The organism is Gulosibacter sp. 10, assembly GCF_900163695.1.
Lineage (GTDB): Bacteria > Actinomycetota > Actinomycetes > Actinomycetales > Microbacteriaceae > Gulosibacter.
On record NZ_FUIC01000054.1, the window covers coordinates 41,654 to 67,537 of the forward strand.

Sequence of the window (25,884 nt, forward strand, 5' to 3'; positions counted from 1 at the left end):
GCAGGGGGCCGCGGACGGGAGGAGCCCGGCCGGGCGCCCCGTGCCTGGAGGCGCCGCGGCGCCGCACGATCTTCCGAAGCAAGACAAGAGACGACGCGCTCGCCCGGACGGGAGCGCACAAGGAGTAGTGCCATGCCTACTGGCAAGGTGAAGTTCTATGACACCGATAAGGGATTCGGGTTCATCCAGGGCGACGACGGGCAGGAGGTCTTCCTCCACGCCACCGCGCTGCCGCCCGAGGTGACGCAGCTGCGCGCCGGCACGCGGCTCGAGTACGGCATCGCCGACGGCCGCAGGGGAGCGCAGGCGCTCTCCGTGCGCGTCGTCGACGCGCCGTCCTCGGTCGTGCGGATGAAGCGCAAGCCGGCGGAGGACATGGCCGTGATCGTCGAGGACCTCGTGAAGGTGCTCGACCGCGCGGGCGGCCAGCTGCGCCGCGGCCAGTACCCGCCGTCCGCGAGCGGCGCGAAGATCGCGGCGATGCTCCGCCGAGTGGCGGATGAGCTCGATGCGTGACGAGGAGCGCGAGCCGGAGCAGGACGCCCCGGAGTCGCGACCGGAGGAGGCCGGAGCCGCCGCGGGGGATGCCGCGGCTGCCGGGGAAGGCGCCGAGTCCGAGCACGCCGCGCTCGAGCTGGACGAGGCCGAGCTCGAGGTCGCGATCGCGCTCGCCCGGAACGCGCTGTTCGAGATCGCCGAGTTCGAGCAGGTCGGGCCCTTCCACGAGGTCGTCGACGAGGGCGGCGGCGTGTACTCGCTGCGCTTCGAGTCGAAGGCGCCGGGCTACCCCGACTGGTGGTGGACGGTGTCGCTGACGAACGTCGACGGCGAGCAGGCCACCGTGCTCGAGTGCGGCCTGCTGCCCGCCGAGGGCGCGCTGCTGGCCCCGGGCTGGGTGCCGTGGGCCGAGCGCCTCGCGACCTATCGCGCCACGCACGACGAGCAGGGCAACCCGGTCTCCGAGGAGGAGGCCGGCGCCGAGGCCCCGGAGCCCGAGGCTCCGCGCATCCGGACGCGCAAGCGCACCCGGACCCGCACGCGGCGGCGGGGCGGCAAGGCGGAGTAGCCTCCGCGCGCGGCCGAGGCGACGACGAAGGCCGCCTCGGCGCTCCCATGCGGGGGCGTCGAGGCGGCCTTTCCCGTGCCGTCGCGGCGTTCCGCGGCTACAGGCGCTCCGCCACGTAGGCGATGCAGTCCGCGAGGCTCGCCACGTCGGCCGGGTCCACCGATGCGAACGTGCCCACGCGCAGCTGGTTGCGGCCGAGCTTGCGGTAGGGCTCGATGTCCACGATGCCGTGCTCGCGCAGGACGGCGGTGATGCGGCCGCCGTCGATCGCGTCGTCGAGGTCGATCGTGACGACCACCTGCGAGCGGTACTCGGGCTCGCGGACGAATGGCGCCGCCCAGTCGTGGCGGTCGATCCACTCGTACAGGCCGCGGGAGGACTCCGCCGTGCGCGCGTCCACCCAGTCGAGCCCGCCCTGCTCGTTCATCCACCGCACCTGCGACTCGAGGAGCGAGAGCGAGGCCACGGCCGGCGTGTTGAGGGTCTGATCCTTGCGGGAGTTGTCGACCGCGTTCGCGAGGCTCAGGAACTCGGGGATGTACCGGTCTGAGGCCGCGATGCGCCCGATGCGCTCGAGGGCGCGCGGCGAGACGATCGCGAGCCAGAGCCCGCCGTCGGAGCCGAAGTTCTTCTGCGGCGAGAAGTAGTAGACGTCGGTCTCGGCGATGTCCGCCGACACGCCGCCCGCGGCGCTGGTCGCATCCACCACGGTGAGCGCACCGTCGTCGGCCACGCGGCGGATGGGGACCATCGCGCCGGTCGAGGTCTCGTTGTGCGGGGTCGCGTAGACGTCCACGCCCTCCGCCGGCTCGAGCAGCGCCGCCGACCCGGCCTCGGCCTCGCGCACGTCCGGGGCCTCGAGCCACGGCGCGCGCGCGGCCTTCGCGAACTTGCCGCCGAACTCGCCGAAGACGGCGGTCTGGGCCCGCCGCTCCACGAGGCCGAAGACCGCCGCATCCCAGAACGCGCTCGCGCCGCCGTTGGCGAGCAGCACCTCGTAGCCCTCCGGCAGCCGGTAGAGGTCGGCGATGCCCTCGCGGATGGCGCCGACGAGGCGCTTCACGGCGGGCTGGCGGTGGGACGTCCCGATTACGGTCACGGCGCGATCCGTGAGATCGTCGAACTGCTGCAGGCGGACTCGAGAGGGGCCCGACCCGAATCTTCCATCCAGTGGAAGCAGGTCTGCCGGGATGCGAATATCGGTCATGTGCCCAGCCTAGAGCGATTGTGGTGCTGAGCATCGGTAGGCTTGCACTGTGTGTCCAAGCACGATGACGAGTTTTGTTGAAGAAGGAGCAGGGGAGGGGATGTTGTGACCGATCTCATCGATACGACGGAGATGTATCTGCGCACCATTCTCGACCTCGAGGAAGAGGGCATCACTCCGCTGCGCGCCAGGATCTCCGAACGCCTCGGCCATTCCGGCCCGACCGTGTCGCAGACCATCGCCAGAATGGAGCGCGATGGCCTCGTCGAGGTCGCGTCGGACCGCCGGCTCGTGCTGAGCGAGATCGGACGCGAGAAGGCGGTGCGGGTCATGCGCAAGCACCGGATTGCGGAGGCGCTGCTCGCCGACGTCATCGGGCTCGACCTCACGAGCGTGCACGAAGAGGCCTGCCGCTGGGAGCACGTGATGAGCGACGAGGCGGAGGAGCGCATCTTCGCGCTGCTCGGACGCCCCGACGCATCGCCCTACGGAACGCCCATCCCGAGTTCGGAGGTGGCGCTCGCGGATGCGAGCGAACCCTTTCTGGAGGGCGTGCGCCCGCTGAGCGAGGTCCTGGACGAGGCGGGGCCGTTCGAGGTGCGCCGGCTCGGCGAGCCGGTGCAGGCGGATCGGGAGATGCTCTCGATGCTGCGCGGCGGCGGCGTGTTCCCGGGCGCGAGCGTCACGGTCGAGCGCAGCGGCGCCCGGCTGATCGTCTCGCTCGCGGGCAACGACGCGGGGGTCATCATCCCCGCCGACGCGGCCCGCCACATCTACGTCGCGAGCTAGGGCGGCGCGGACCGGGCGATGCCCGCGGGGATGCCGCCCGTGCGCCCGCCCGGCGGCGTTCCCGTCGCCGCCCGGCGTGGTGTAAAGTTGACCGGGTTGCTTCACGGCCCCGCAGAACGGCCGCACTCATCGTCGAGGGCGTGCTCCGCAGGGGCGGGAACACCGGGCGATCCGCACGAATCCAGCTGAATATCGGCGCTGTTACCAATTCGTGAGAAATTCGTCACCTGAACGTGACATTTCCGAGATCTTTCGTTACGCTCGTGTGTATCAGCGAACACAACCGTGTTCAGGTCTTGCCGGGGCATTGCAATCCCGCCCCTCGGCAAGGTGCATCCACGCACTTCGTGGGGCGGGCGGCGAGAGCCGGGCAATGGGGAGGGTCGAATTTTGGAAACAACCACGCTGAACGGCACCGCGCCGCTTACCCGTCGTGAGGCTCGCGAGATCGAGCGCCGCACCGGCGTCCGCCCGCTCGCGGCCCAGACCGCGGTCTCGCCGCGCGACACGGGCGAGATCGCCCGGAACGACATGGACGCGCTCGTGTCGGTGCTGCCCACCGAGATCGTCGAGCGCATCACCGCTCCGATCGCCGAAGAGCAGCCGGTTGCGATTCCCGAAGCCTTCGACGCGCGTCCGCTCACCGTGCGGGCGGCGCGTCCCGCCGCGCTCGTCGCGCAGCGCCGTCGTCGTGCCGCGGGCGGCTTCGCCGCCGCCGCCTCGGTGACCGCGATCGCCGCCGCCGGTCTCACTGCGGTCGGCGGGCAGAACGCCGACATCGCGGCCGCCGATCACCAGGCGAACCTGCTCAACGCGACCACTCAGGACGAGACCGAGCTCCCCGAGCAGGAGGTCGCGGAGGAAGAGGCGGCCGTCGCCGCGCCCCCGCAGGAGATCCAGGTCGACTCGGAGAGCACCTCGGTCGAGACCTTCGACTCGAGCCTCGTGCAGACCGCGGCCACCGAGGTCGTCGTCGAGACGCCCGAGCCGGAGCCCGAGCCCGAGCCCACGACGGAGGAGACCTCCTCCAGCAGCAGCGAGAGCTCGAGCAGCAGCTCGTCCTCGTCGAGCTCGGCCCCCGCCTCCTCGGTCGGCGCGAACGTCGTCGAGACCGCGCGGGCGAACATCGGCGTCGGCACCTACCAGCTCGGCGGCAACACCCCGGCCGGCTGGGACTGCTCCGGCTTCGTGCAGTGGGTCTTCGCCCAGCACGGCGTGAGCCTTCCCCACAGCGTCACCGGCCAGGCGGCAGCGGGCACCCAGGTGTCCGACCCGCAGCCCGGCGACCTCGTGATCTTCGGCGGCTACCACGTCGGCATCTACGTCGGCAACGGCCAGATGATCGACTCGCCCAACTGGGGTCGTTCCATCGAGATCGGCGGCCTCGACGCCGGCTCGAGCTACTACTTCGTCCGCATCTGATCCCAGGATGCGCACACGTAGAACGCCCCGCCACCGCGGGGCGTTCTGCGCTTTCCGGGACGTGTCGGGCGCGTGAACTTCTCGTGACCGGCGCGCCCCGCCCTGTTCCCACGGGTCCCACGGCCTGTACTATCACTGACAGCACGCGAGTCCGGCCCGCCGGGTCGGCGCGAATCGATGGAGCCATCATGTGCGCAGCCGCGAACACCCCCGCCAGGGTGGTTCGCTCCTGCCCGGACGGCTCCAGCGGGTTCGAGCACCATTTCCGCCATGCGATAGCGATATCCGCGGCGGACATGGCTGCGTCCTCGCGTGCGTGCTCACGGCACCGCCTCTCGGCGGTGCCGTTTTTCGTACCCGGGGCGGACCCCGGGCATTCCCACGAAGCCTCGAGCCACGGGGCCACACGGAAGGAACGGTATGCGCACGCTCGTGCTGAACGCCGGCTATGAACCAATCTCGATCGTCTCCGACCGCCGGGCGCTCGTGCTCGTGCTGGGCGGCAAGGCATCGGTGCTCGAAGCGGACGAGACCCGCCCGCTGCGCTCGATGTGCGAGGACTTCGCCCGACCCCAGGTGATCCTCCTCAACCGGTACGTGCGCATCCCCATGACCCGGCAGGCGCCGGTCTCGCGGAAGGGCGTGCTGCGGCGCGACAGCCACCGCTGCGCCTACTGCGACGCGTTCGCCAACACCATCGATCACGTCCAGCCGCGCTCCCGCGGCGGCCGCGACTCGTGGGAGAACCTGGTGGCGTGCTGCCTCCGCTGCAACAACGTCAAGGGCGACCGCACCCCCGAGGAGATGGGCTGGACGCTGCGCCGACGGCCCCTGCCGCCGCTGCCGCACCGGTGGATCATGCGCGGGTCCGAGCGGACCGACGCGGAGGAGTGGGCGCCCTACCTCGTGCCCGTCGCGGCCTGAACCGCCCCTCGGCGAGGCCCGCGGGCACGGGACGCGGGACTGGGACGCGGGCCCGGGCAGGACGCGACCCCGGGGCAGGGCGCGCCGGCGCGGTCCCGGCCTAGCGCTCCCGGTCCCGGTGGCGCGCGAAGCGCGGGAGCTCGCCGGCGAGGGCGTCGCGGACCAGCCCCGAGTCGAGGGCCGCGGCGGCGAAGTCGGCCATCCGCGCGTCGAGCTCGTGCCGGAACAGCACGCGCATCGCCGCCGCCATCTGCTCGGCGAGCACGGGGGAGCGGTGCCGGTAGGCGATCTTCCAGGTGACCCTCGTGCCGCCGTCCACGGGGGTGAAGTGCCAACCCTCGCCGTAGTCCGCGAGCCACCACGGCCCTTTCACCATGCGGTTGCTCGACACCTGGCCCGGGTACCAGACGTCGTACTCCAGGATCATGCGCCGCCCGTCCCTGACCCGCTCGAACACCTGCACGCCCCGCTCGATCCGGCGGGCGTCGCGCAGCAGCATCCGCTTCTCGACGTGTCCGTCCCAGGCGATGCGATCCGCGCCGAGCGTGTGCGCGAGCGCGAAGGCCTCCTGCGGGGTCAGGGCGACGGTGGCGGTGGCTTCGAGGGATTGCGACATGCCAGCCAGTCTACGAGCCGCGCCGCGGGGAGACGGCCCGCCGCGGAGCGCGAATTGTCCCAGGATGTCGTGCGGTTGTCTGTGGGTGCCGCGGCGCCGGGATCGCTTGCCCGGGGTCCTCGGCACCGCCTACGGTGAACTGGAATACCGCGGTGCTGCGCGCCTGCGCTCGACCGCACTCAACGAAGAGAAGGGCCAACTGCCATGTCGTTCAACTCCGTCGACGAACTGCTCGCCGCCATCCAGCCCGAATCCGGCGGTCGCGAGATTTTCGACCCCGCGACCGGTGAGCTCGTCGGCCGCGCGCCGATCGCCACCCCCGAGGACCTGCAGGGCGCCATCGACCGCGCCGAGGCCGCCCAGGTCGGGTGGGCCAAGCGCTCGCACGCCGAGCGCAGCGAGTTCCTCAACAAGGCCGCCGACGCCATCGAGGCCGCGGCCGAGCCCCTCGCCGAGCTGCTCTCGCGCGAGCAGGGCAAGCCGCTGAACGGCCCGAACGCCCGCTTCGAGGTCGGCGGCTGCGCCGCCTGGCTGCGCGCGAACGCCGCGTTCCCGATCGAGCCCGAGGTCATCGTCGACGACGAGAACGTCCGCTCGGAGATGCACTACGACCCGATCGGCGTCGTCGGCGCGATCAGCCCCTGGAACTGGCCGATGCTCATCTCGATCTGGCAGTGGGGCCCCTCGCTGCGCATGGGCAACACCGTGGTCTCCAAGCCCGCCTCCTCGACCACGCTCTCGGTGCTCGCGCTCGCCGCGGTCATGAACGAGGCGCTCCCCGAGGACCTCCTCATCGTCGTGCCGGCCAACAGCAAGGTCGGCGCGGAGCTCTCGCGCAGCCCCAAGATCGGCAAGATCATGTTCACCGGCTCGACCGAGGTGGGCAAGATCATCGCGCGCGACGCGGCCGACACGGTCGCCCGCCTGACCCTCGAGCTCGGCGGCAACGACGCCGGCATCGTGCTGCCGGGCACCGACGTCTCGAAGCTCGCGGGCGACATCTTCTGGGGCGCGTTCATCAACACCGGCCAGACCTGCGCCGCGCTCAAGCGCCTCTACGTGCACGAGGACCAGTACGAGGAGGTCGTGCAGGCCGTCCTCGAGGTCGCCAAGGGCACGCCGATGGGCGTCGGCCTCGACGAGAACAACCTCCTCGGGCCCCTCCAGAACAAGAGCCAGTACGAGGTCGTCGAGCGCCTGGTGAACGCGGCCAGGGAGGGCGGCGCGAACATCCGCCTCGGCGGCGACCCCGCGGCCGACCAGCCCGGCTACTTCTACCCGACGACCATCGTCACCGACATCGACAACGACAACCCGCTCGTGGCCGAGGAGCAGTTCGGCCCGGTGCTGCCGATCGTCAAGTACAGCGACCTCGACCAGGCCATCGAGTGGGCGAACGGCATCGACGAGGGCCTCGGCTCCTCGGTCTGGAGCAACGACCCCGAGGCCGCGGTGGAGGTGGCCAAGCGCCTCCAGGCCGGCACCACGTGGATCAACCAGCACGGCGCCATCGACCCGCGCATCCCCTTCGGCGGCGCGAAGTCCTCGGGCTACGGCCTCGAGTTCGGCGACGCGGGCCTCAAGGCCGTCGCGCAGCCGCACGTGATCACGATCACCAAGTAGCGGCGACGACGAGAGGGGCCTTCCGACGCGGATCGGGAGGCCCCTTCTCCGTGCCCGGGGGCGGTGGCGGATCGGCGTCCATCTGCTTGCCGCCGGGCCGCGGCACGACCGTGCTGCTGGCGCTGCCGAGCGCCTGAGCCGCGCGACGGCGCGCCGCGCGGCCTCGGAGTGGTGCCCCCGGCGGGAATCGAACCCACGCGCACCCTTTAGGAGAGGGATGCTCTATCCACTGAGCTACGGAGGCGGAAACGCCATACTACCGCTGATCGGAACCCGAGATGCACGCCGGGATGCATGAAACTCCCTGCGGACTGCGAGCCTCAGCGCTCCTCGTCGCTTATGTTGAATAGCGTGTGGGGCTTCTTCCGTAGGCGTAACGATGACCGGGCCGATGCCGAGCGAGGTCGGGACGCCAGCGCTGCCCGCACGCAGGACACGGAGGAGATCGCCCGCGACGCCGATCTCGACCTCGAGGACGGCGTCGGCGTCGGCGAGGATCCCTCGCGCTGGCTGAACGAGGTCAAGGCGGCGCGCGCCGCCGTGCGCCCCGAGGCGGAGCCCTCGCCCTTCGCCCCTCGCGACGAGGCGGCCGCGGAGCGCGCCCCCGAGCCCGCATCCGCCCGCGAGCCCGCCCCCAAGCCGCAGCGGCCCGACGCCGCGCGGTCGGCGCGGCGCTCCCGCCCCGAGCCCGCCGCCCCGGCCCCCGAGCCGGCCCAGCTCCCGCAGCCCGTCGTCGGCGAGCCTCCGCGCGCGACGCTGCACGAATCCATCGAGGCCGCGCACGAGCGCTGGCGCCGCGAACTCGCCGAGATCGGCGGGGTCGCCCCGATGCGCGATTTCCGGGCGCGCCGCGGCACCTACATCGACCTCTCCACGGCCCACCCCTCGGGCATCGCGCCGCTGCTCGCGCGCCGCCCGGTCATGCTCTCGAGCCTGCTGCGCGAGCCGCTCGCCTTCCGAAACGCGCTCGACGCCGCGCTGCTCGTCTCCCAGAAGGGGGTCGAGCTCGAGGCGGGCCGAGGCCTCAACGCCATCCAGCTCGCGATCGGCTTCGCCTCCTGGGGCTCGAAGCGCGGCGCCATCAACGCGCCCATCTTCCTGCGCGCCGCCGCGCTCCGGCGCATGGGCCGCGACTACGAGCTCCGCCTCGTCGGCGCCCTGCAGCCGAACGGCACCCTGCTGCGGGCCCTCTACGAGGACGGCGTGACGCTGCGGGCCAGCGAGCTCATGGCGCTCGCGGGGCCCGACGCGACGCTCTTCCCCGAGGACGCCTTCGACCGGCTCCGCGAGCTCGGCACCGTCCTGCCGGGCTTCGAGATCACCGCGCGCGCCGCGGTGGCGCCCTTCGCGGACCTCTCCGGCGCGCTCGTGGCCGACGCCGAGCACCTCTCGCATCCCGTGCTCGACGCCCTCGCCGGCAACCCGGGGGCGCGCGACCAGCTCGGCGCCTCGATGCACACCGAGTCGAGCACGAACCCCGACCGCCGCGACCCCGCGAGCGACCGCCTCCTGCTCGACGCCGACACCGAGCAGGAGCGGGTGGTCGACACGATCCTCGGCGGCTCCAACTTCGTCGTCGAGGCGCTGCCGGGCACCGGCGTCACCCAGACGGTCGTGAACGCGATCGGCCAGCTCGTCGACCGCGACCGCCGCGTCCTCGTGGTCACGCCCCGGGCGGCCTCGAGCCGGGCCATCCGCTCGCGGCTCAAGCAGGCCGGCCTCGAGGGTCTCGCCGTCACGCCCCGCACCCTCCGCCGGGACCTCATCGCGGGCATCAACCGCAACGAGCGCGCCGAGCGCCCCAGCACGGCCGAGCTCGACGACGCCCTCGTGCGCCTGCGCCACGTGCTCGCCGACTACCGCAGCGCCCTCGTCCGGTCCAACCCCGAGTTCGGCGTCTCGCCGCTCGACGCGCTCGAGACGCTGAGCCGGCTCGAGCTGCTCGACGTGCCGCCCTCGACCACCGCGCGGCTGCCCCGGGAGGTGCTGCTCAAGCTCTCCGACAGGCGCGAGCGGGAGGCGGTGGCCGGCCGCCTGCGCGAGCTCGGCGAGCTCGGGCAGTTCCGCTACGGGCCCGAGGACTCGCCGTGGTACGCCGTGCAGTTCGCCTCCACCGAGGAGGTCGCCGAGATCCACGGCATCGCGATGCGGCTCGCCGACGGGCGCACCCGCGAGGCGGTGGACGCGGGCCTCGCGATCGTCGCGCAGACGAACCTCCGCGAGCCCGAGACCTTCTCGGAGCTCGGCGTCTACCTGCGCCTGCTCGCCGACATCCGCGAGACCCTCGACCGCTTCACCCCCGAGGTCTTCGACGCCGAGCTCTCGAGCCTCATCGAGGCCACCGGCCCCCGCCGCGACGGCGGCGACATGCCTCACTCGCGCAGGCGCGAGCTGCGCAGCCTCGCCCGCGAGTACGTGCGCCCGGGCGCGCAGGTGGGGGAGCTGCACGAGGCCTTCAAGCACATCCAGCGCCAGCGCATCCTCTGGCACCGCTACGTGCAGGACTCGGCGCAGCCGAACGTGCCGATCGGCATCGAGCAGGCCCGCGCGCAGTGGCGCGAGATCTCGGCGCTCATGCGCACCGTCGACGACGCCCTCACCGAGGTGGGGGAGCTCGCGCTCGCCGAGACCCCGCTCGACGAGCTCGACGAGCGCCTCGACGGGTTCGCCGCCGAGTCGGAGGTGCTCGACAACGCGGTGGAGCGCCTCGCGCTGAGCGAGCAGCTCTACTCGGAGGGGCTCGGCGGGCTGCTCGACGACCTCGCGCAGCGGCACCTCGAGGCCGAGGCCGTGGCCGATGAGCTCGAGCTCGCCTGGTGGCAGTCGGTGCTCGAGGAGCTGCTGGCGGGCGAGAAGGCCCTGCTCAACGCGAACACCCGCGTGCTCACGCGCCTCGAGGGCGATTTCCGGGTCGTGGACGAGGCGCACAACCGGTCGAGCGCCGACCAGCTCGCGTGGCAGATCGCGCAGGCCTGGAAGGTGGCGCTCGTCGACGAGCCCGACGAGGCCGAGGCGCTCCGCGGGCTGCTGCGCAACTCCGGCGTCTCCTCGGCACGGCTCATGACCCGCGCCGAGCAGCTGTCCCGCACGCTCGCGCAGGTCTGGGTGGCGACGCCCTACGACGTGCCCCGCATCGACGACCGCATCCGCTTCGACGTCGTGCTGCTCGTCGACGCCGCCGCCATCTCCACGGCCGAGGCGATCGGCGCCATCCGGCGCGCGAACCAGGTGGTCGCGTTCGGCGACCCGGTCACGCAGTTCCCCTCGCCGTTCGCGGTGGCGGTGCAGCCGATGCTCGAGCAGAAGTACCAGTACGAGGGCATCGACCCGGAGGAGCTGCGGCGGCGCGACGCCGACTCCGCCTTCGCGCAGCTCGCGAGCTTCCTGCCCAGGGTCGCGCTCACGCGCTCCTACCGCGCCGGCGGCGAGGACCTCGCCGAGCTCGTGAATGAGCGCTTCTACGGCGGCCGCCTCGAGTCCATGCCGTGGGCCGGCGCCTTCCTCGGGCACTCCTCGCTCACCTACTCCTACGTGGTCGGCGGCAGCGGCCTGCCCGACCCGAACTCGGGATCCGTCGAGGCCACCGACGCCGAGGTCACCCGCGTGGTCGAGCTCGTCATCGACCACGCCCTGCGCCGCCCCCGCGAGTCGCTCATGGTGATCAGCGCCTCGGCCGCCCACGCGCAGCGCGTGGAGCAGGCGGTGTGGTCGGCGGTCTCGAAGCGCCCCGACGTCGCCGAGTTCTTCACCCGCCCGCGCAACGAGCCCTTCGTCTCGACCACGATCGAGGGCGCCGCCGCGCAGTCGCGCGACCGGGTCGTGTTCTCGCTGGGCTTCGGCATCACCCCGCACGGCCGGGTGCTCTCCGACTTCGGCGTCCTCGGCACCCCGCTGGGGGAGAAGGCGCTCGCGATCGCGATGACCCGCGCCCGCCGCTCGCTCGTGATCGTCACGTGCGTGCGCGCCGATCAGCTCGACCTCCGGCGGATGTCGGCGGGGGCCATCGGCCTCGCGCAGATCCTCACCGAGCTGGCCGAGCGCACGGAGCGCCCCGGCGGCGCCGCCCCGCTCGACGAGATGCGCACGCCCATGCTCGTCGACCTCGCCCGGCGCCTCGGCGCGTTCGGCATGCAGGTGGCGCTCGACTACCGCGGACGCATCCCGCTCGCCGCCTCCTACGGCAACCGCGCCATCGCGATCGACCTCGAGGGCCGGCCGAGCCCGCAGGGGCACGGCACGACGCTGCGCGAATCGCTCCGGCTGCGCCCCGAGCTGCTCAAGCGGCTCGGCTGGTACTACCTGCGCGTGCACGCGTTCGAGCTCTTCGCGAACCCCGAATCCGTCGCGCGGCGCATCGCCGTCGCACTCGAGGTGCCGATGCCCGAGGCCGCGCCCGCGGCGGGCGAGATCGAGTCCGGAGCTGATACGGTGCAGGCACGCGGAGAGCTCGAGGCCGGCCCCAGCTCGGTGCCGCATCGCCCGGCGGGATTCGAGGAGTTCTCGGATCCGGCGGCCGCGGAGCACCGGGCCGACCCGGAGTCGATCGACGTCTCGGACTCGTTCGAGGACGACGCCGGAGCCGTCGAGCGGCACGACCCCGGTGAGCCCCGGGACCGGCCCTCCGCCTAGCGGCGGCCGATCCGCCCCGAACACCAGCAGCCGGCCCTCCTCGGAGGAGTAGAAGAAGTCATGGCACGTCACCCGCGTCGTGTGCGCACCGAGCCCAAGCCGGGCGTCGATCCCGCCCCGCAGCAGTTCCCCGCGACGTCGGGGAGGCCGGCGTCGGCGCAGCCCACGCTCGCCGCCGAGGACGACCCCCGGGCGTGGGGCGACGGCGCCGCCGATGCCGCCCGCGGCGACTCGAACGACGCGCGCCTGCGCGACGACATCCCGCCCCACTCGGCGGGACTGCGGTGAGCCGCGAGGACCGCGAGCCGGAGGATGCCGCGGAGCCGTCCGAGCAGGCGGACCGGGAGCGCACGCGCCGCGAGTTCGAGAGCCTCGAGACCGGGCAGATCGCCCTGCCGGTGCAGCCGGAGCCGGCGCCCCCGGCCGCGCGGGAGCCCGAGCGCATCCCGGCCGAGATCTGGATGCTCATGGGCGCCACGTTCTTCGTGGCGGTCGGGTTCGGCCTCGTCGTGCCGGTGCTGCCGCAGTACGCGGAGTCCTTCGGCGTCGGGGCCACGCTCGTCAGCATCGTCGTCAGTGCCTTCGCCTTCCTGCGCCTCGTCACGGCGCCCTTCGCCGGCCCGCTGGTGGAGCGCATCGGCGAGCGGAGCATGTACGTGCTGGGCCTGCTGGTGGTCGCCGCCTCGAGCTTCGCGACCGCGTTCGCCGGCGACTACCTGCAGCTGCTGATCTTCCGCGGCCTCGGCGGCATCGGCTCGGCGATGTTCACGATCGCCTCGTCCTCGATGGTCGTGCGGTTCGCGCCGCCCTCGATGCGCGGGAGGGTCTCGTCGATGTGGGGCGCGATGTTCCTCATCGGCAACATCTCCGGCCCGGTGTTCGGCGGCCTCCTCGGGCAGGCCGGCTATCAGGTGCCCTTCATCGCCTACGGGGCGGCGCTCGTCGTCGCGGCGCTGATCGTCGCGATCATGTTCGGCATCCGGGGCCGCGGCCGCGGGAACGCGCAGGCGCTCAAGCGCAAGCTCCCGCCGCTGCTCGTGCGGGACGCGATCGGTCTGCCCGCCTACCGGGCGTCGCTGGCGTTCGGCTTCGCGAACGGCTGGTCGAACATGGGCATGCGCGCGGCGGTGGTGCCGCTGTTCGTGGGCCAGCTCGTGAATGGCGAGCCGTGGGCCGCGGGCGTGGTCGTCGCGGTCAACGCGATCGGCAACGTGATCGCGCTGCAGTGGTCCGGCCGCGCGAGCGACCGCCTCGGCCGCAAGCCGCTCATCCTGCTGGGGCTCGTCGTCGCCTCGGCCGCGATGTTCGCGATGGCCTTCGGCGCCGAGCTCTGGTACGTCCTGCTCGTGAGCATCATCGCCGGTGCCGGCTCGGGGCTCTGCGCGCCCACCCAGCAGGCGGCGATGGCCGACATCATCGGGCGCGAGCGCTCCGGCGGCCGGGCGCTCGCGACCTTCCAGATGTCGCAGGACCTCGGCTCGATCTTCGGCCCGGTCGTGGCCGGCGCGATCATCGACCTCGCCGGGTTCCAGTGGGCCTTCGTCGTGGGCGGCGCGATGCTGCTCATCCCCGCGATCGCGTGGCTGCGGGCGCCGGACACGCTCGACCGCGGCGCGGAATAGCGCCGGCCCCGGGGCGGCGCCTCGCCCGGGCCCGTCCCGGACGGCTGCGGGTGCCGGGGCGGACGAGTCGGGCCCCGCACCGCCGCGCCGGCCGATGCGGCGACGGGGATGCGGGGCCCGGTGCTCCGAGCGCGGGACGCTACCTGCTCGCGTCCTTCTGCTGGGCGGCGAGCAGATCCCGGATCTCGGTGAGCAGGTCGGTCTCGCTGGCGGTGGCCTCCTCCTCGTCCGGCTTGTGGCCGTGCTTGCGCACGTACAGCTGCTCGTTGAGCTTGTTCATCGGCAGCACGATGCAGAAGTACACGACGGCCGCGATGAGGATGAAGTTGATCGCGGCGGCGATGACCGAGCCGATGCCGAGCGAGACGCTGCCGATCTGCCAGGTGGCGGCCGCGATCTCGTCGGCGTTGAAGATCGCCGCGATGATCGGGTTGAAGATGCCGTCGACCAGCGCGTTCACGATCGCGGTGAACGCTGCGCCGATGATCACGGCGACCGCGAGCTCGATCACGTTGCCGCGTGCGATGAATTCCTTAAAGCCCTTCACGGCCTCTCCTTCGTTCTGGCGGGGCGGCACCGCGGATGCGCGGAATGCCGTGCCACAGCATAGTTCGTGATGGTGCACGAGGGGGAGGGGGAAGAGGGGTGGATCAGCGGTCGCCGATACGGAGCGTCATACTCGGGGTCACGATGCCGTTCACCGGCCGGTCGTGCGGTTCGCGGGGCACGCGGTCGACCACCTCGTCGTCGTGCACGAGCGCGAAGACGGGCTGCGTCCTGCCCGCCAGGGCGCGGTCGTAGTAGCCGCCGCCCCAGCCCAGCCGGAACCCGCCGCGATCCACGAGCGCCGCGGGGGCGATGACGAGGTCGGTTCCGCCGAGGGGGTCGCCGGAGAGCGCCTCGCCGACCGCCTCGGGCACCCGCAGCCGGGGATGCATCCGCTCCGCGAGCAGCGAGCCGGGCTCGCCGGCCTCCACCCACTGCAGCACGCCGCCGTCGAGCGGGCGGGGCAGCAGCACGGCGAGCCCCCGGCGCAGGCACGCGGCGACGAAGGGGCGGGTGGGCGGTTCGGCCGGGGTCGAGAGGAAGCAGGCGATGCGCCGCGCGCCCAGCTCGTCCACGAGGGCCTCGAGCCGCGCGGCCACCGGCTCGGCCAGCGCGTCGATGGCCGTCGCGGGGCGGGCGCCCCGCGCCTCGCGCACCTCTGCGCGCAGGCGCCGCTTCTCGGCGGCGGGGGAGTGCTCCATGCGACCAGGGTAGACGCTCGCGTCGCACCGGCGGGTAGCATCGACGCTATGACTTCCAAGGTGACCAAGGCGGTGATCCCGGCCGCCGGTCTGGGCACGCGATTCCTGCCCGCGACGAAGGCGATGCCGAAGGAGATGCTGCCGGTGGTCGACCGGCCCGCCATCCAGTACGTGGTCGAGGAGGCGGTCCTGGCGGAGTTGCGGGACGTGCTGATGGTGACCGGGCGGAACAAGACGCCGCTCGAGAACCACTTCGACCGCGTGCCCGGTCTCGAGGACGCGCTGGAGGCGCGCGGCGACCGGGACCGCCTCGACAAGGTGCGCCGCCCTTCGGAGCTCGCCGACGTGCACTATCTGCGTCAGGGCGACCCGAAGGGCCTCGGCCACGCGGTGCTGCGGGCGGAGCAGCACGTGGGCCGGGAGGGGTTCGCGGTGCTGCTCGGCGACGACATCATCGACGACGGCGGCGAGCTGCTGCGCGAGATGCTCTCGATTCACGAGCACACCGGCGCGAGCGTCATCGCCGTGCAGGAGGTGCCCGAGGAGCAGGTCTCCTCCTACGGCGTCGTCGCCCCGCACCTGGTCGACGGGCGGCCCGAGACGGCGAGCAGCGGCCACCGCTGGCCCGGGGTGTGGGTGGATGCGCTGGTCGAGAAGCCCCCGCGCGAGGAGGCGCCCTCGAACCTCGCGATCATCGGCCGCTACGTGCTGCGGCCCGAGGTCTTCGACGTGCTGCGGAAGACCGAGGCGGGCCGGGGCGGGGAGATCCAGCTCACCGACGCGCTGCAGGTGCTCGCCGCGGATCGGGAGGGCTACGGCGGCGTCGTGGCCGTCGTCTACCGCGGCCGCCGCTACGACACCGGCAACAAGCTCGACTACCTCAAGGCCAACATCGAGCTCGCGGTCGCGGATCCCGAGCTCGGTGCGCCCGTCCGCGAGTGGCTCGTGGAGTACGCGGCCGGCCTGGACGGCAAGGCACGCGATTCGCAGTGATGCCGGCAGGATCGGGCTTCGTCCCGACGATCGACGACGGGCCGCTGCGGATGCGCAGCGTGCACACGAGGGATTCCCGCGAGCTCGAGCGCGTCCTGCTCGACAACCGCCCGTGGCTGCAGCCGTGGGAGGCGACTCTGCCCGGCAACGAGGGCCGCTGGAACGTGCGCGGGGCGATCCGCTCGCTGCTCGACCAGGCGGCCTCGCGGTCGACGCTCCCGTTCGTCCTGGAGTGGGACGGCGCGATCGTCGGTCAGCTCACGGTGTCGAACATGCTCTACGGCGCGGTGTCCTCGGCCTCCCTCGGCTACTGGGTGGCGGAATCGGCGGCGGGCCGGGGTATCACGCCCACCGCGGTCGCGCACGCCACCGACTACTGCTTCGCGCAGCTCGGGCTGCACCGCATGGAGATCTGCATCCGCCCCGAGAACGCGCCCTCGCTCCGGGTGGTGGAGAAGCTCGGGTTCCGCTATGAGGGCCGGCGCCGGCGCTACATCCACATCGACGGCGACTGGCGCGACCACTACTGCTTCGCGCTCGTGAGCGAGGAGGTCCCGCGGGGCGTCCACGCGCGCTGGCGGTCCGGCGAGGTCGACGAATCCGTCGCGGCCCGGCCGGCATCCGGGCCCTTCGCCTGATGGGGAGGCCGGCCTCGCCCGCCCCGCTCGCGATGCTGCTCCGGCTGCTCTCGGATGCGGAGCTGCATCCGCTCCCGGAGCGATCGCGGGTCGGTCTCGTCCTGCCGGACCACGAGGACGACTCGCTCCTGGTGGTGAACCGGTGCGGCGAGACGCATTCGCTGCGGTGGCGGGCGGAGTCGACCGTCGAGTCCGTGCTTGCTACGCTCTCGCCGTCGACGGAGTTCATCCCGGGAACCCGGCCGATTCCCGTCGAGCCGAGCATCGAGGAGTCCTGGGCGCTGCTCCACTACGACCTCGCGATCACCTGGGACTCGCTCGCGGAATGCCGCCCGCGCGCCGAACTGCGCCGCATCGAGCGTCGCGGGGACGAGGCGATCCTCGTGCTTTCGGACGGCCGGGACGAGCTCCGCCGGGTCGAGCCGCTGCGCGGTCGAGACGTCCTGGGCGCGAGCGTGGATCTGATGATGCAGTGGAACACCGAGCGGGGCTCCTGGTAGCGCCCACCCGGCCCGCATCTGGGCCTTTCGCCTAAGGTGGGCCGCGAACCCCACCCGACGAGCAGGACGGAAATGCGATGACGGCACAGGGCGGCACGGATCGGGAGCGGATCGAGCGCTGGTGGCGGAGCCTCGACGGCGAGGACTTCCTCGCGCTCGAACCGCCCTCCGCACCCCGGCTCACGGACGGCGACGGGCACGATGAGGCGCTCGCGCGCATCCGTGAGCGCGGGCTCGACCCGATGACTCCGTACGGGATCTGGCCGGCGGAGGACGGCTTCGACGAGCGCGGCGCGCTGACGGAGCCGCTCCGCATCGAGGCGGACGGGCCCGACGCGGCGCTCGCAGCGAAGCTGCGCACGGCGCCCGAGGGATTCGAGATTCGCCGCGACGCCGCCTCCGGGCGCTTCCTGCTGGCCCGCATCGGCGCGGCGCCGCACGAGGACGCATCCTCTCGCGCCGCCGCCGAGGCCCGGATCGAGCCGATTCCGGCGCTCCCGGCCGACGCCCCGGTGCAGTCCGACGGCCGAGTGCAGCCCGACGGCCCGGTCCGGTCCGACGGCCCGGTCCGGTCCGACGCCCCGGTCCGGTCCGGGGCGCCGGACCCGTCGGAGTCGGAAGGGCAGGAGCCGGCATGGCAGGGCCCGGACCTCGCGGACGCGCAGGCCCTGCAGCGGGCGCAGCTCGACGCGGGGCCGCCCGACCGCGCCGAGCTCGAGTGGTGCCGGGCCCGTTTCCTCGACCCGGATCTGGACGAGCCGGGACTCGGGTTCTGCCTGGCCCGGGTGTTCGACGCGGGGGCGCTGCGGTTCGAGGACCTCGATCCGCTGCTCGAGCGCCGGCTCGACCGCTTCGTCGCCGAGCCCGACACGTATCAGCGGCATCGGCCCGGACTCGTGACGCTGGGAATCGCGCTCGCCTGCGGCGGGCACCCGCGGGCCGGCGAGTTCTTCGACGGGCTCCGCCGGTTCGAGGCCGAGGGCGTCGTGCGGCTCCGCACCATCCTCCTCGGCTGGTACGGCGGGGAAGAGGACCTCGACCCGCTCTGGCGCGAGGCGCTGGCGGGCGGCCGCGAGGCCGCGATCGGATGGTCGGTGCTCTCCGCGCGCCTGTCCGGCACGGGCGTCGAGGAGGCCGCCGGTGCGGGCGCCGAGCAGGCCCGCGCCGCGGGATCGATGCCCTATGTGCGGAACCACTTCTCGTGCGCGGCGATCGCCTGGGGCGGCGCGCCCGTGCTCGCCCCGCTCGAGGCGCCCACGGCGAGGCTGTGGCACTACGCGTTCGACAAGGAGTCGCTGCCGTGGTTCGAGCGGGCCGTCGCGGTCGCCGAGGACGACCGCCTGCCGATGACGCTCCGGGCCTGGGCGCTGCGCCATGCCGGCGATCACGCCCTGCTCGCGCGGCCCGAGCGGGTTCGGCCCGCCGCCGATCCGGAGTTCGCGGCCGAGGCGCGGGCGAGGGTGGAGCGCCTGCGGGAGCGCGTGCCCCGCTCCGCGCAGTGAGCAGCGGTGAAGCAGAGCAGTGAGCAGCGGTGAGCAGTGAGCGGTCAGCGCCCGGGCATCGGGTACCAGGCCATGTCGTGGATGCAGATGGATTCGCGGCCGTCGCCGCCCCACGAGGGCCGGAGGCCCTCGCGCTCGAGCGCGGCGATCACGCGCCGGGCGACGGCCGCATCCTCCTCGTATTTGCCGTCCGCGGTCTTCGATTCGTACGAGGCCCTGCCGAATCGCAGCATGAGCGGGCCGGGGCCGTCCGCGAGCCGCTCGAGGTCCTGCGCGTGGAAGAACACGTACTCCTCGACGGGAGGCCGCATCCTCGTGGCGATCTCGGTCATCTCCGAGTGGCCGTCCCCGGTGCTGATGCCCACGTACTCGCGCGCGAGCAGCCCCTCCGATTCGAGCGCGGCGAAGGCGCGGCGCAGCGGCGCGGACATGTCCTCATCGGCCTTGCGCTCGGCGAGCCGCACGAGCCGGTCCCAGGCGCCGCGGATGACGGATTCGGCCCGCTCGGGATCGAGCCCCTCGAGCACCGCGGTGCGGATGAGCCCGGGCCCGAGCTGCTCGTAGGGCTCCCGCTGCGTGGTGAACAGGCAGAAGGCCTGCAGTCGCGCCCACTCGACGCTGCGGGCCAGCTCCTCCAGCGACTCCTCGGACTCCGGGTCCGGCACCGGGTCGCGGCCGAAGTCGAGCGCGCCGGCCGGGTCGGGCTGCGTGGTCGCGGCGGATGGCGCGTCCGGGCCGGGCGTCCTGCGCTGTTCGGCATTGCGCTGTTCGGCACTGCGCTGTTCGGCACTGCGCTGTTCAGCGCCGCGCTGCTGGCCCGCCTCGGCCGGCGGCGCGGGCGCGACCTCCTCGCGATCGCCGTCTTCGGCGGGTCGGGTGCGGCGGCGGAACCGGTCGAAGAATCCCATGGGCCGAAGGTAGCGATCCTCGATGAGAATCCGCGGTGGGGAGCACGAGCCTGGGATATTGCAGAGAGAGGCGCAGACACTCCTGCCCCAATCATCACAATTTTCACATTCGCTCCTACGGTTGAGCGCATGCAGGAGTTCGGGGGTGCCAGCAGCATCGCGCTAGCGCTGATCGCGTTGCTCTGGGTCGGGATGCTCGCCCCCGGGTGGGTGCGCGAGCGCAACGCCCGCGCCTCGCAGCGCCACGCGGTGCGCCTGCAGCAGACCATGCGCGCGATGGCCGCGACGAGCGAGCTGCCCGAGGTGGTGACGGTGGAGGCGAACGCCCGCGCCGTGCGCGCCCGGCAGCAGGAGCTGCGCAAGTCCCGGCAGATCCTCACGGAGGTGGAGCGCGCGAAGGCCCGCGCGGAGGCCGAGCGCCGCAGGCAGGAGGCGATCCTCGAGCGCGAGCGCGCCGAGCAGGAGCTTCGCGAGTCGAAGCTGCGGGCCGAGGCATGGCGCCTCGCGTCGGCGGCCCGCGAGGCGCAGCTCGAAGACGAGAGAAAGGTGGCGGAGGAGCTCATGACGGACGTCAACGCACGACGGGAGGCCGCGGCTCGGGCGCGCGCCGCTGCGGCGGCCGCCGAGGCCCGCGCGGCCGAGGCGCGCGGCGGTGCCGCTACCGCCGCGGGCCGCTGGGCGAACGGCAACTCGGGCTCCGAGCGCGCCGTCATCCGCCGCATGACCGGCGAGCAGCCCGTCGTCTCGGAGCAGCGCTCGCGCGCCGCCGCGCGGCGGCGCCGCGGGCGGCTCACCGCCACCTCATGCGCCTCGCTGGGGATCATCGGCGTCGTGGCCGGATTCGCCGGGCTCGGCGCCGGGTGGGGCCTGCTGCCGCTGCTGCTCGGCCTCGTCGTCCTCGGCGGCTCCGCGTGGATGCTCCAGCGCATCAACCGGGTGTGGCTCGTCCAGCTCGACACCGCCGAGGCCCCCGCATCGCGACAGGAGGACTCCGCGCCCGAGGCCGCGGATGGCGCGGACTCGCCCGCGCCCCGGCACCACTCGCTCGTCATCTACGACGTCGAGCCCGAGCACGTTGCCAGGACGCCCGAGCCCGAGAACAGCTGGACGCCGGTGCCGGTGCCCAAGCCGCTCTACCTCGAGCGCGACGAGGCTGGGGAGCCGACGCCGCCCGAGGGCCCGGAGGACGGCCCGCGGGTGACGGACGCCGACATCATGGAGCTGCTGCGCGAGGAGGCCCGCAAGTCGGCGCAGGTGCTGCGGGACGCGCACGCCGACGTGCCGAGCCTGCCGAACCGGGCCGTGCGCGACGAGGCCGCAGCCCCGGCGGCGCAGGCCACCTCGAGGCAGGAGCCGGCTGCGCCGGCGGCCGAGCGCATCCAGCCGATCACCGTCGAGTCGGCCGGCGGCTGGAGCGACATGGGCGACCTCGACGCGCTCGTGCAGAGCTACGGCGAGGGCGAGCTCGACAACCTCGATTCGGTGCTGCGGCGCCGGCGCGCGGGCTGACCGCATTCTTTCGGCCTTCGGTCGATTAGCATTGGACTAGCGACGGGTGCAGTTCCCGCCCCGTGTTCATGCAGGAGATGTGATGGCCTACGACGAGCAGAACAGTCCGTTCGACGAGACGGATGACGCGCAGCTCGTAGTCGAGCCCGGAACGTTCAGCGCGGAGGGCGTCGCCCCCGGGCGGACGGGGGCGACGAACGCGCGCGTCGCGATGGGCAGCGGACTGCTCGCGACCTGGAAGGCGTCCTCGCGGGAGCGCAAGGTGAACGTGCTCGCCGCGATCGCGGCCGCGCTGGTGGTGCTGCTCGTGCTCCCCACGGTCATCTCGATCGTCGGCATCGGGCGCCGGGAGGCGCTGCTCGCCGCGGCCGCCGAGCAGGATCGGGTGCAGATCGTGGTCATCTCCGCGCAGATGCAGGATGCCGAGGACGCCACCTCGGGCGTGCTAGGGGCCTACGCGATGTCCTCGATGTTCGTGCCCGAAGGCCCGCGGGCGCAGATGAAGGAGCTGCTCGACAGCTTCTCCGCGGCGGTCGAGGAGAACGACGACCGTGCCGCGCAGGACCGGTCGGGCAGCGTGCGCGAGCACTTCGTCGCGAACTACGCGCCCGCGCTGCTCGACAACGTCAACGAACTCCGCGAGAAGTACTACCTGATGGACTGGGCGACCTCGGTCGAGATCGACGAGGCCGTCGAGAAGGTCCAGCAGAACCGGGATGTCGAGCGCATGGACGAGCTGACCGCCGCGGTGGTCGAGCTCGCGACGGCCTTGAACAAGGCGAAGAACGAGCACACGCAGTACGAGGTCACCTACGTGCCGCCGCCCCCGCAGCCGCGGCCGGATCCGGAGCCCTCGCAGAGCGAGGAGCCCGAGGAGAGCGAGGAGCCGGAGGAGACCGAGGAGGAGCCGGAGGAGACCGAGGAGGAGCCTGGGGATTCCGAGGGCTCCGACGACGCGGGCTCGGAGGGCTCCGAGGATGCGGGCGGCGGCTCCGATGACGGCGGCAGCGACGGCGGCGAAGGCGGGGACTCCGACGGCTCCGGCGGCTCTGACGAGCCGCAGCCCTCCGAGGGCTTCGGCAACGGGTAACGACCCGTCGCGCCGGTGGTCGCCGGCGCGGATCACGCCGCCGTGCGGATCGTCTCCTCGACGTGATCGAGCGCCCGCTCGGCGGTGCGCTGGCCGATGAGGCCCTCGTTCGCGTGGGCGGTGAGCAGCAGGTCCGCGCCGCGCCAGCGGGCCTGGACCACTGCCGGGTTCATCGAGAGCGCGCCGCTCGGCACGATCCCGACGGCGAGGCCCCGATGCAGATCCGCCTCGATCGTGGTGCGGAACGAATCGCGCACGAGCACGAAGGAATCCGGCGAGAGCGGAAGGCGGAGCTCCCTGCTGTCGCCGACGATCCGGGTGAACAGCTTCGCGCCCAGCCGTCCCCCGGAACGTCCCCCGGCAGCGGCCCAGGGGCCGCGTCCGAACGACCCGCCCAGGGCGCCGAGCTCGCCGTTCAGGTCGATCAGCAGCGCATCGACCTGCTCGGGCGGCAGGATCGGGGAGGGCGGGGTCAGGGACTTGGCTCGTCGCGACATCCGGCCACCATATCGAGTTCCCGACGGTGATCACGAGGGGCTGCGGCGATCCGGGCTACGCGCCCGGGGCCCGGCGGCGCTCCATCCGGAACGAGACGAGCGTGAGCGCGAGCCCCAGCGTCGCGAGGCCGATGGCGATGACCGCGGGGGAGAGGTAGCCGAATCCGGCCGCGATCACGACGCCGCCCAGCGCGGCGCCCACCGCGTTCGCGATGTTCAGCGAGGAGTGGTTGAGCGCGGCGGCGAGCGACTGGCCTTCCTTCGCGATGTCCATTATCCGCATCTGGATGAGGGGTACGAGGCCGGTGCAGCCGATCGCGAGCAGCACGAGCGAGGCGACGAAGCCGATCGGGTTCGAGGCGAGGAGGTGCATCGCCGCGAGGCTCGCGATCATGAGGGCGAAGGCGACGACCATGGCGCGCTCGAGGCTCCGGTCGGCGAGGCGGCCGCCGAGCACGTTGCCGATGGTCATGCCGACGCCGGCGATGATGAGCACGACGGGGACGAACCCGGGATCGATGCCGGCGACGGCGGTGGCCATGGGCGCCACGTAGGTGAGGATGGCGAAGAAGCCGCCGAAGCCGATCGCGCCGATGAGCAGCGCCATCCACAGCTGCGGCTCCTTGAAGACGCGCAGCTCGCCGCGGAAGGAGGCGCCCCGGTCGCCGGGCAGCGGCGGTACGAGCAGCCGCACCGCGACGAGGGCGATCGCGAAGATCACGGCGATCGCGAGGAGGGCGATGCGCCATCCCGCGACCTGGCCGGCCCAGGTGAGGGCCGGGAGCCCGACGACGTTCGCGACGGAGATGCCCATGAGCACCAGCGCGACGGCCTGCCCGCGGCGCCCCGGAGGGGCCAGCGAGGCGGCGGCGAGCGACGCGATGCCGAAATAGGCGCCGTGGGGGAGCCCGACGACGAGCCGCGCGAGGAGCGCGAGCGCGAAGTTCGGCGCGGCGGCGGTGGCGAGCGATCCGAGCACGCACACGGCCAGGAGCCACACCAGCACCGTGCGGCGCGGATGGCGCGTGGCGAAGACGGCGATCGTGGGCGCGCCGATCACGACGCCGAGGGCGTAGACGGTGATGAGCCAGCCGGCCTGCGCGTTGGCCTCTTCGGGAGACGCGGCGTAGCGGTCGGGCAGCAGCGACTGCGCCATCTCGGGCAGCAGCCCCATCGCGATGAACTCGGAGCAGCCGATCCCGAATCCGCCGAGGGCGAGGGCGATGAGCGCCCACCAGGCGCCCGCTCGAGAATCCCGACCGTATGTCATCATCGGCCAGCCTAGCGCCGGGGCGACGGCGCTCGGACCGCGGCCCTCACGACTCGGGGAGCACCCCGCCGAGCTGCAGCGCGGGGATGACGACGGCGGGCGCGCTCGTGAAGAGGTTGACCGCGAAGTGCGCGACGACGACGGGCAGGAGCCGTCCCTGCCGGAGCACGATGAGGGAGGACCCGAGACCCCAGACGAAGAAGGCGATGACGAAGACGGGGATGGCGGCCGCGGTCGGGGCGAAGAACGCGTGCTGCAGCCCGAAGGCGGCGGCGCTGAGGAGCACGGCCGCGGCGCGGCCCCGCGTGCGCACGAGCCGGGACTGGACGTAGCCGCGGTAGAGCGCCTCCTCGGCGGGCGCGTTGATGGGCGCGAAGGTGAGCACGGCGAGGACGCCGATCACGAGCGACCAGCCGGGCGGGATCGCGATCACGGCCTCGGGATCGACGAAGATCGACTCGAAGGCCGCGGCATCCAGGGAGCCGTGCAACAGCCAGACCGCGCCGGCGATGGCCCCGGCGAAGGGCAGGTAGAGCACGAGGATCCAGAGGATCCCCCAGCCGATGTCGCGCAGCAGCCGCCCCTTGGAGGCGGGGATGAAGAGATCGCGCAGCCGCTCGCCCTCCGCGTGCAGGAAACGGGCGACCAGGAGGAGCGAGAGCACGTTCACGGGGACGAGCCCGAGCGTGACGAGCGCCATCGAGGGCGGGAAGGTCGATCCCGGCGCGAGGATGACCGCGAAAAGCCACATGAGGACGGTGACCAGGGCCACGAGGCCGACCCTGGCGAGGAGAAGCGCTCCGGCGCGCTTCTGAAGCTGGCGGTCCGTCGTCGGAGACACGGCTCGACCATAGCCCTCCGGCCTGCGAACCGGCAGGATGGATCGGAGCATTCCCGATCGTCTAGGAGCATGATGACCGCCTTCACCGGGCTGAGCGCCTTCCCCCTCACGCCGCTGCGCGACGACGCCGTCGACGAGGCGGCGTTCGCCGGCCTCGTCGAGCGCCTCGCGGCGGCCGGCGTGGACTCGATCACCGCGCTCGGCTCGACCGGGTCCTACGCGTACCTCTCCCGCGAGGAGCGCGCGAGCGCGGCCCGGCTCGCGGTGGAGCACGCCGGCGGCACCCCCGTGCATGTCGGCATCGGGGCGCTGCGCACCTCGCAGGTGCTCGCGCACGCCGCGGATGCGGAGGAGGCGGGTGCCGCGGGGCTGCTGCTGGCGCCGATGATGTACCAGCCCCTCACCGAGGACGACGTGCTCGAGCTCTTCCGCGCCGTGACCGAGCGCGTCGGGCTGCCGGTTATCGTGTACGACAACCCCGGCACCACGCATTTCGAGTTCTCCCTCGAGCTCTACGGCCGGATCGCGGCGCTCCCGGGCGTCGCGTCCATCAAGATCCCCGGCGTGCCGCGGGATCCGGAGGAGGCGCTCGAGCGCGTGGCCGCCATCCGGGCAGCGATCCCGGAGCACGTCACGATCGGCGTGTCCGGGGATGCGTTCGGGGCGGCCGGCCTGCTCGCCGGCTGCGACGCCTGGTACTCGGTGATCGGCGGGCTGCTGCCGGAGCCGGTGCTCGAGATCGTCCGCGCCGCGCGCGCCGGTCGGCGCGACGAGGCGCTCGCGCGGTCCGCCCGGCTCTCGCCGCTGTGGAACCTCTTCGCCGAATACGGCGGCAGCCTGCGCGTCGTCGCGGCCGTCGCCGAGCATGCGGGGCTCGCGCCGCACGCGAGCCTGCCGCTGCCCATCCGCGGGCTCCCCGCGGCGGATCGCGCGCGGGTCGCGGAGGTCGTCGACCGGCTCGGACTGCTGGGGTAGCGGGCGGGGATCACTG

General features: G+C 72.9%; 24 protein-coding genes and 1 tRNA gene. 16 read left to right on the top strand and 9 right to left on the bottom strand.

The genetic code is table 11. The features are described from left to right. Positions 1 to 132: 132 nt before the first annotated feature. On the top strand, positions 133 to 516 hold the full coding sequence (locus tag FM112_RS16505; RefSeq protein WP_087009552.1) for a cold-shock protein: 384 nt from the start codon (positions 133 to 135) through the stop codon (positions 514 to 516). Next, positions 500 to 1,066 carry a DUF3027 domain-containing protein gene (locus tag FM112_RS16510; protein ID WP_254910553.1) on the top strand — a complete coding sequence of 189 codons (567 nt, stop codon included), beginning with the start codon at positions 500 to 502 and terminating at the stop codon, positions 1,064 to 1,066. Before FM112_RS16505 ends, FM112_RS16510 begins: the two co-directional genes overlap by 17 nt. 97 nt (positions 1,067 to 1,163) lie before the next feature. Here FM112_RS16510 and serC read toward each other — a convergent pair whose 3' ends face one another. Beyond that, positions 1,164 to 2,273, bottom strand: coding sequence for a phosphoserine transaminase (gene serC, locus FM112_RS16515; protein ID WP_087009553.1), 1,110 nt, complete (start codon positions 2,271 to 2,273; stop codon positions 1,164 to 1,166). A gap of 105 nt (positions 2,274 to 2,378) precedes the next feature. On the opposite strand from serC, the gene FM112_RS16520 reads away from it, so the two are divergent. From FM112_RS16520 to FM112_RS16530, 3 genes are all read left to right on the top strand, one after another. Further along, on the top strand, positions 2,379 to 3,062 hold the full coding sequence (locus FM112_RS16520; RefSeq protein ID WP_087009554.1) for a metal-dependent transcriptional regulator: 684 nt from the start codon (positions 2,379 to 2,381) through the stop codon (positions 3,060 to 3,062). 390 nt (positions 3,063 to 3,452) lie between these two features. Continuing rightward, on the top strand, positions 3,453 to 4,484 hold the full coding sequence (locus FM112_RS16525) for a C40 family peptidase (RefSeq protein WP_087009555.1): 1,032 nt from the start codon (positions 3,453 to 3,455) through the stop codon (positions 4,482 to 4,484). 420 nt (positions 4,485 to 4,904) lie between these two features. Beyond that, a complete protein-coding gene (locus FM112_RS16530) occupies positions 4,905 to 5,408 on the top strand; it encodes an HNH endonuclease (RefSeq protein WP_087009556.1) in 504 nt (167 codons plus the stop codon). A 100-nt stretch (positions 5,409 to 5,508) separates the two neighbouring features. On the opposite strand, the gene FM112_RS16535 is transcribed toward FM112_RS16530, so the two are convergent. After that, complete coding sequence (locus tag FM112_RS16535) at positions 5,509 to 6,024, bottom strand: SRPBCC family protein (protein WP_087009557.1); 516 nt, start codon at positions 6,022 to 6,024, stop codon at positions 5,509 to 5,511. A 204-nt stretch (positions 6,025 to 6,228) separates the two neighbouring features. Between FM112_RS16535 and FM112_RS16540 the strand changes: the two genes are divergently transcribed. After that, entirely contained in the window at positions 6,229 to 7,647 is a 1,419-nt protein-coding gene (locus tag FM112_RS16540) for an aldehyde dehydrogenase family protein (protein WP_087009558.1), read from the top strand. 169 nt (positions 7,648 to 7,816) lie between these two features. Here the strand turns inward: FM112_RS16540 and FM112_RS16545 are convergent. Further along, positions 7,817 to 7,891, bottom strand: a tRNA-Arg gene (locus FM112_RS16545). Between the two features lie 107 nt (positions 7,892 to 7,998). Between FM112_RS16545 and FM112_RS16550 the strand changes: the two genes are divergently transcribed. From FM112_RS16550 to FM112_RS16560, 3 genes are read left to right on the top strand one after another with little or no spacing between them, the layout of a single operon-like run. After that, positions 7,999 to 12,276, top strand: coding sequence for an ATP-binding protein (locus FM112_RS16550; protein ID WP_087009559.1), 4,278 nt, complete (start codon positions 7,999 to 8,001; stop codon positions 12,274 to 12,276). Positions 12,277 to 12,336: 60 nt separating this feature from the next. Next, complete coding sequence (locus tag FM112_RS16555; protein ID WP_140400741.1) at positions 12,337 to 12,564, top strand: hypothetical protein; 228 nt, start codon at positions 12,337 to 12,339, stop codon at positions 12,562 to 12,564. After that, the gene (locus tag FM112_RS16560; RefSeq protein WP_254910554.1) at positions 12,561 to 13,898 is read left to right on the top strand and encodes an MFS transporter; all 1,338 of its coding nucleotides are present in this window, start codon (positions 12,561 to 12,563) and stop codon (positions 13,896 to 13,898) included. The genes FM112_RS16555 and FM112_RS16560 overlap by 4 nt, the downstream gene beginning before the upstream one ends. Positions 13,899 to 14,037: 139 nt before the next feature. On the opposite strand, the gene mscL is transcribed toward FM112_RS16560, so the two are convergent. Together mscL and FM112_RS16570 are read right to left on the bottom strand one after the other, a co-directional pair. Further along, complete coding sequence (mscL, locus tag FM112_RS16565) at positions 14,038 to 14,445, bottom strand: large conductance mechanosensitive channel protein MscL (protein ID WP_087009561.1); 408 nt, start codon at positions 14,443 to 14,445, stop codon at positions 14,038 to 14,040. 103 nt (positions 14,446 to 14,548) lie between these two features. Beyond that, positions 14,549 to 15,145, bottom strand: coding sequence for a 5-formyltetrahydrofolate cyclo-ligase (locus FM112_RS16570; RefSeq protein ID WP_087009562.1), 597 nt, complete (start codon positions 15,143 to 15,145; stop codon positions 14,549 to 14,551). 48 nt (positions 15,146 to 15,193) lie between these two features. On the opposite strand from FM112_RS16570, the gene galU reads away from it, so the two are divergent. The 4 genes from galU (at position 15,194) to FM112_RS16590 (ending at position 18,778) form a co-directional block, all read left to right on the top strand. Continuing rightward, positions 15,194 to 16,138 carry a UTP--glucose-1-phosphate uridylyltransferase GalU gene (galU, locus tag FM112_RS16575; protein ID WP_087009563.1) on the top strand — a complete coding sequence of 315 codons (945 nt, stop codon included), beginning with the start codon at positions 15,194 to 15,196 and terminating at the stop codon, positions 16,136 to 16,138. Continuing rightward, positions 16,138 to 16,776, top strand: a complete 639-nt coding sequence (locus FM112_RS16580) for a GNAT family N-acetyltransferase (RefSeq protein ID WP_087009564.1) — start codon at positions 16,138 to 16,140, stop codon at positions 16,774 to 16,776. The genes galU and FM112_RS16580 overlap by 1 nt, the downstream gene beginning before the upstream one ends. Further along, entirely contained in the window at positions 16,776 to 17,276 is a 501-nt protein-coding gene (locus FM112_RS16585) for a hypothetical protein (protein WP_140400742.1), read from the top strand. The genes FM112_RS16580 and FM112_RS16585 overlap by 1 nt, the downstream gene beginning before the upstream one ends. Before the next feature lie 77 nt (positions 17,277 to 17,353). Continuing rightward, positions 17,354 to 18,778 (top strand): hypothetical protein, encoded by a 1,425-nt coding sequence (locus tag FM112_RS16590; RefSeq protein WP_087009566.1) that lies wholly within the window; start codon positions 17,354 to 17,356, stop codon positions 18,776 to 18,778. A gap of 44 nt (positions 18,779 to 18,822) precedes the next feature. On the opposite strand, the gene FM112_RS16595 is transcribed toward FM112_RS16590, so the two are convergent. Next, entirely contained in the window at positions 18,823 to 19,686 is an 864-nt protein-coding gene (locus tag FM112_RS16595; protein WP_087009567.1) for a hypothetical protein, read from the bottom strand. Positions 19,687 to 19,815: 129 nt separating this feature from the next. Here FM112_RS16595 and FM112_RS17365 point away from each other — a divergent pair, with 129 nt between their 5' ends. After that, a complete protein-coding gene (locus tag FM112_RS17365) occupies positions 19,816 to 21,195 on the top strand; it encodes a hypothetical protein (protein WP_087009568.1) in 1,380 nt (459 codons plus the stop codon). A gap of 82 nt (positions 21,196 to 21,277) precedes the next feature. Further along, positions 21,278 to 22,285: a hypothetical protein gene (locus FM112_RS16605; protein ID WP_087009569.1), complete on the top strand. Its 1,008-nt coding sequence runs from the start codon at positions 21,278 to 21,280 to the stop codon at positions 22,283 to 22,285. Positions 22,286 to 22,317: 32 nt separating this feature from the next. Here the strand turns inward: FM112_RS16605 and FM112_RS16610 are convergent, their stop codons facing one another. From FM112_RS16610 to FM112_RS16620, 3 genes are read right to left on the bottom strand one after another with little or no spacing between them, the layout of a single operon-like run. Beyond that, complete coding sequence (locus FM112_RS16610) at positions 22,318 to 22,782, bottom strand: hypothetical protein (protein ID WP_087009570.1); 465 nt, start codon at positions 22,780 to 22,782, stop codon at positions 22,318 to 22,320. A 55-nt stretch (positions 22,783 to 22,837) separates the two neighbouring features. Then, positions 22,838 to 24,055, bottom strand: coding sequence for an MFS transporter (locus FM112_RS16615; RefSeq protein WP_254910555.1), 1,218 nt, complete (start codon positions 24,053 to 24,055; stop codon positions 22,838 to 22,840). A 43-nt stretch (positions 24,056 to 24,098) separates the two neighbouring features. Continuing rightward, entirely contained in the window at positions 24,099 to 24,893 is a 795-nt protein-coding gene (locus FM112_RS16620; protein WP_140400743.1) for a CPBP family intramembrane glutamic endopeptidase, read from the bottom strand. Between the two features lie 72 nt (positions 24,894 to 24,965). On the opposite strand from FM112_RS16620, the gene FM112_RS16625 reads away from it, so the two are divergent. Next, positions 24,966 to 25,868: a dihydrodipicolinate synthase family protein gene (locus FM112_RS16625; RefSeq protein WP_217874653.1), complete on the top strand. Its 903-nt coding sequence runs from the start codon at positions 24,966 to 24,968 to the stop codon at positions 25,866 to 25,868. The last annotated feature ends 16 nt before the right edge of the window (positions 25,869 to 25,884 follow it).

Coding starts and splice junctions, on each gene's coding strand:
- FM112_RS16625 (WP_217874653.1), top strand. CDS start 24,966: ATGACCGCCTTCACCGGGCTGAGCGCCTTCCCCCTCACGCCGCTGCGC.
- FM112_RS16535 (WP_087009557.1), bottom strand. CDS start 6,024: ATGTCGCAATCCCTCGAAGCCACCGCCACCGTCGCCCTGACCCCGCAG.
- galU (WP_087009563.1), top strand. CDS start 15,194: ATGACTTCCAAGGTGACCAAGGCGGTGATCCCGGCCGCCGGTCTGGGC.
- FM112_RS16505 (WP_087009552.1), top strand. CDS start 133: ATGCCTACTGGCAAGGTGAAGTTCTATGACACCGATAAGGGATTCGGG.
- FM112_RS16555 (WP_140400741.1), top strand. CDS start 12,337: ATGGCACGTCACCCGCGTCGTGTGCGCACCGAGCCCAAGCCGGGCGTC.
- FM112_RS16510 (WP_254910553.1), top strand. CDS start 500: ATGAGCTCGATGCGTGACGAGGAGCGCGAGCCGGAGCAGGACGCCCCG.
- FM112_RS16610 (WP_087009570.1), bottom strand. CDS start 22,782: ATGTCGCGACGAGCCAAGTCCCTGACCCCGCCCTCCCCGATCCTGCCG.
- FM112_RS16570 (WP_087009562.1), bottom strand. CDS start 15,145: ATGGAGCACTCCCCCGCCGCCGAGAAGCGGCGCCTGCGCGCAGAGGTG.
- FM112_RS16595 (WP_087009567.1), bottom strand. CDS start 19,686: ATGGGATTCTTCGACCGGTTCCGCCGCCGCACCCGACCCGCCGAAGAC.
- FM112_RS16590 (WP_087009566.1), top strand. CDS start 17,354: ATGACGGCACAGGGCGGCACGGATCGGGAGCGGATCGAGCGCTGGTGG.
- FM112_RS16530 (WP_087009556.1), top strand. CDS start 4,905: ATGCGCACGCTCGTGCTGAACGCCGGCTATGAACCAATCTCGATCGTC.
- FM112_RS16615 (WP_254910555.1), bottom strand. CDS start 24,055: ATGATGACATACGGTCGGGATTCTCGAGCGGGCGCCTGGTGGGCGCTC.
- FM112_RS16540 (WP_087009558.1), top strand. CDS start 6,229: ATGTCGTTCAACTCCGTCGACGAACTGCTCGCCGCCATCCAGCCCGAA.
- serC (WP_087009553.1), bottom strand. CDS start 2,273: ATGACCGATATTCGCATCCCGGCAGACCTGCTTCCACTGGATGGAAGA.
- FM112_RS16605 (WP_087009569.1), top strand. CDS start 21,278: ATGGCCTACGACGAGCAGAACAGTCCGTTCGACGAGACGGATGACGCG.
- FM112_RS16580 (WP_087009564.1), top strand. CDS start 16,138: ATGCCGGCAGGATCGGGCTTCGTCCCGACGATCGACGACGGGCCGCTG.
- FM112_RS17365 (WP_087009568.1), top strand. CDS start 19,816: ATGCAGGAGTTCGGGGGTGCCAGCAGCATCGCGCTAGCGCTGATCGCG.
- FM112_RS16585 (WP_140400742.1), top strand. CDS start 16,776: ATGGGGAGGCCGGCCTCGCCCGCCCCGCTCGCGATGCTGCTCCGGCTG.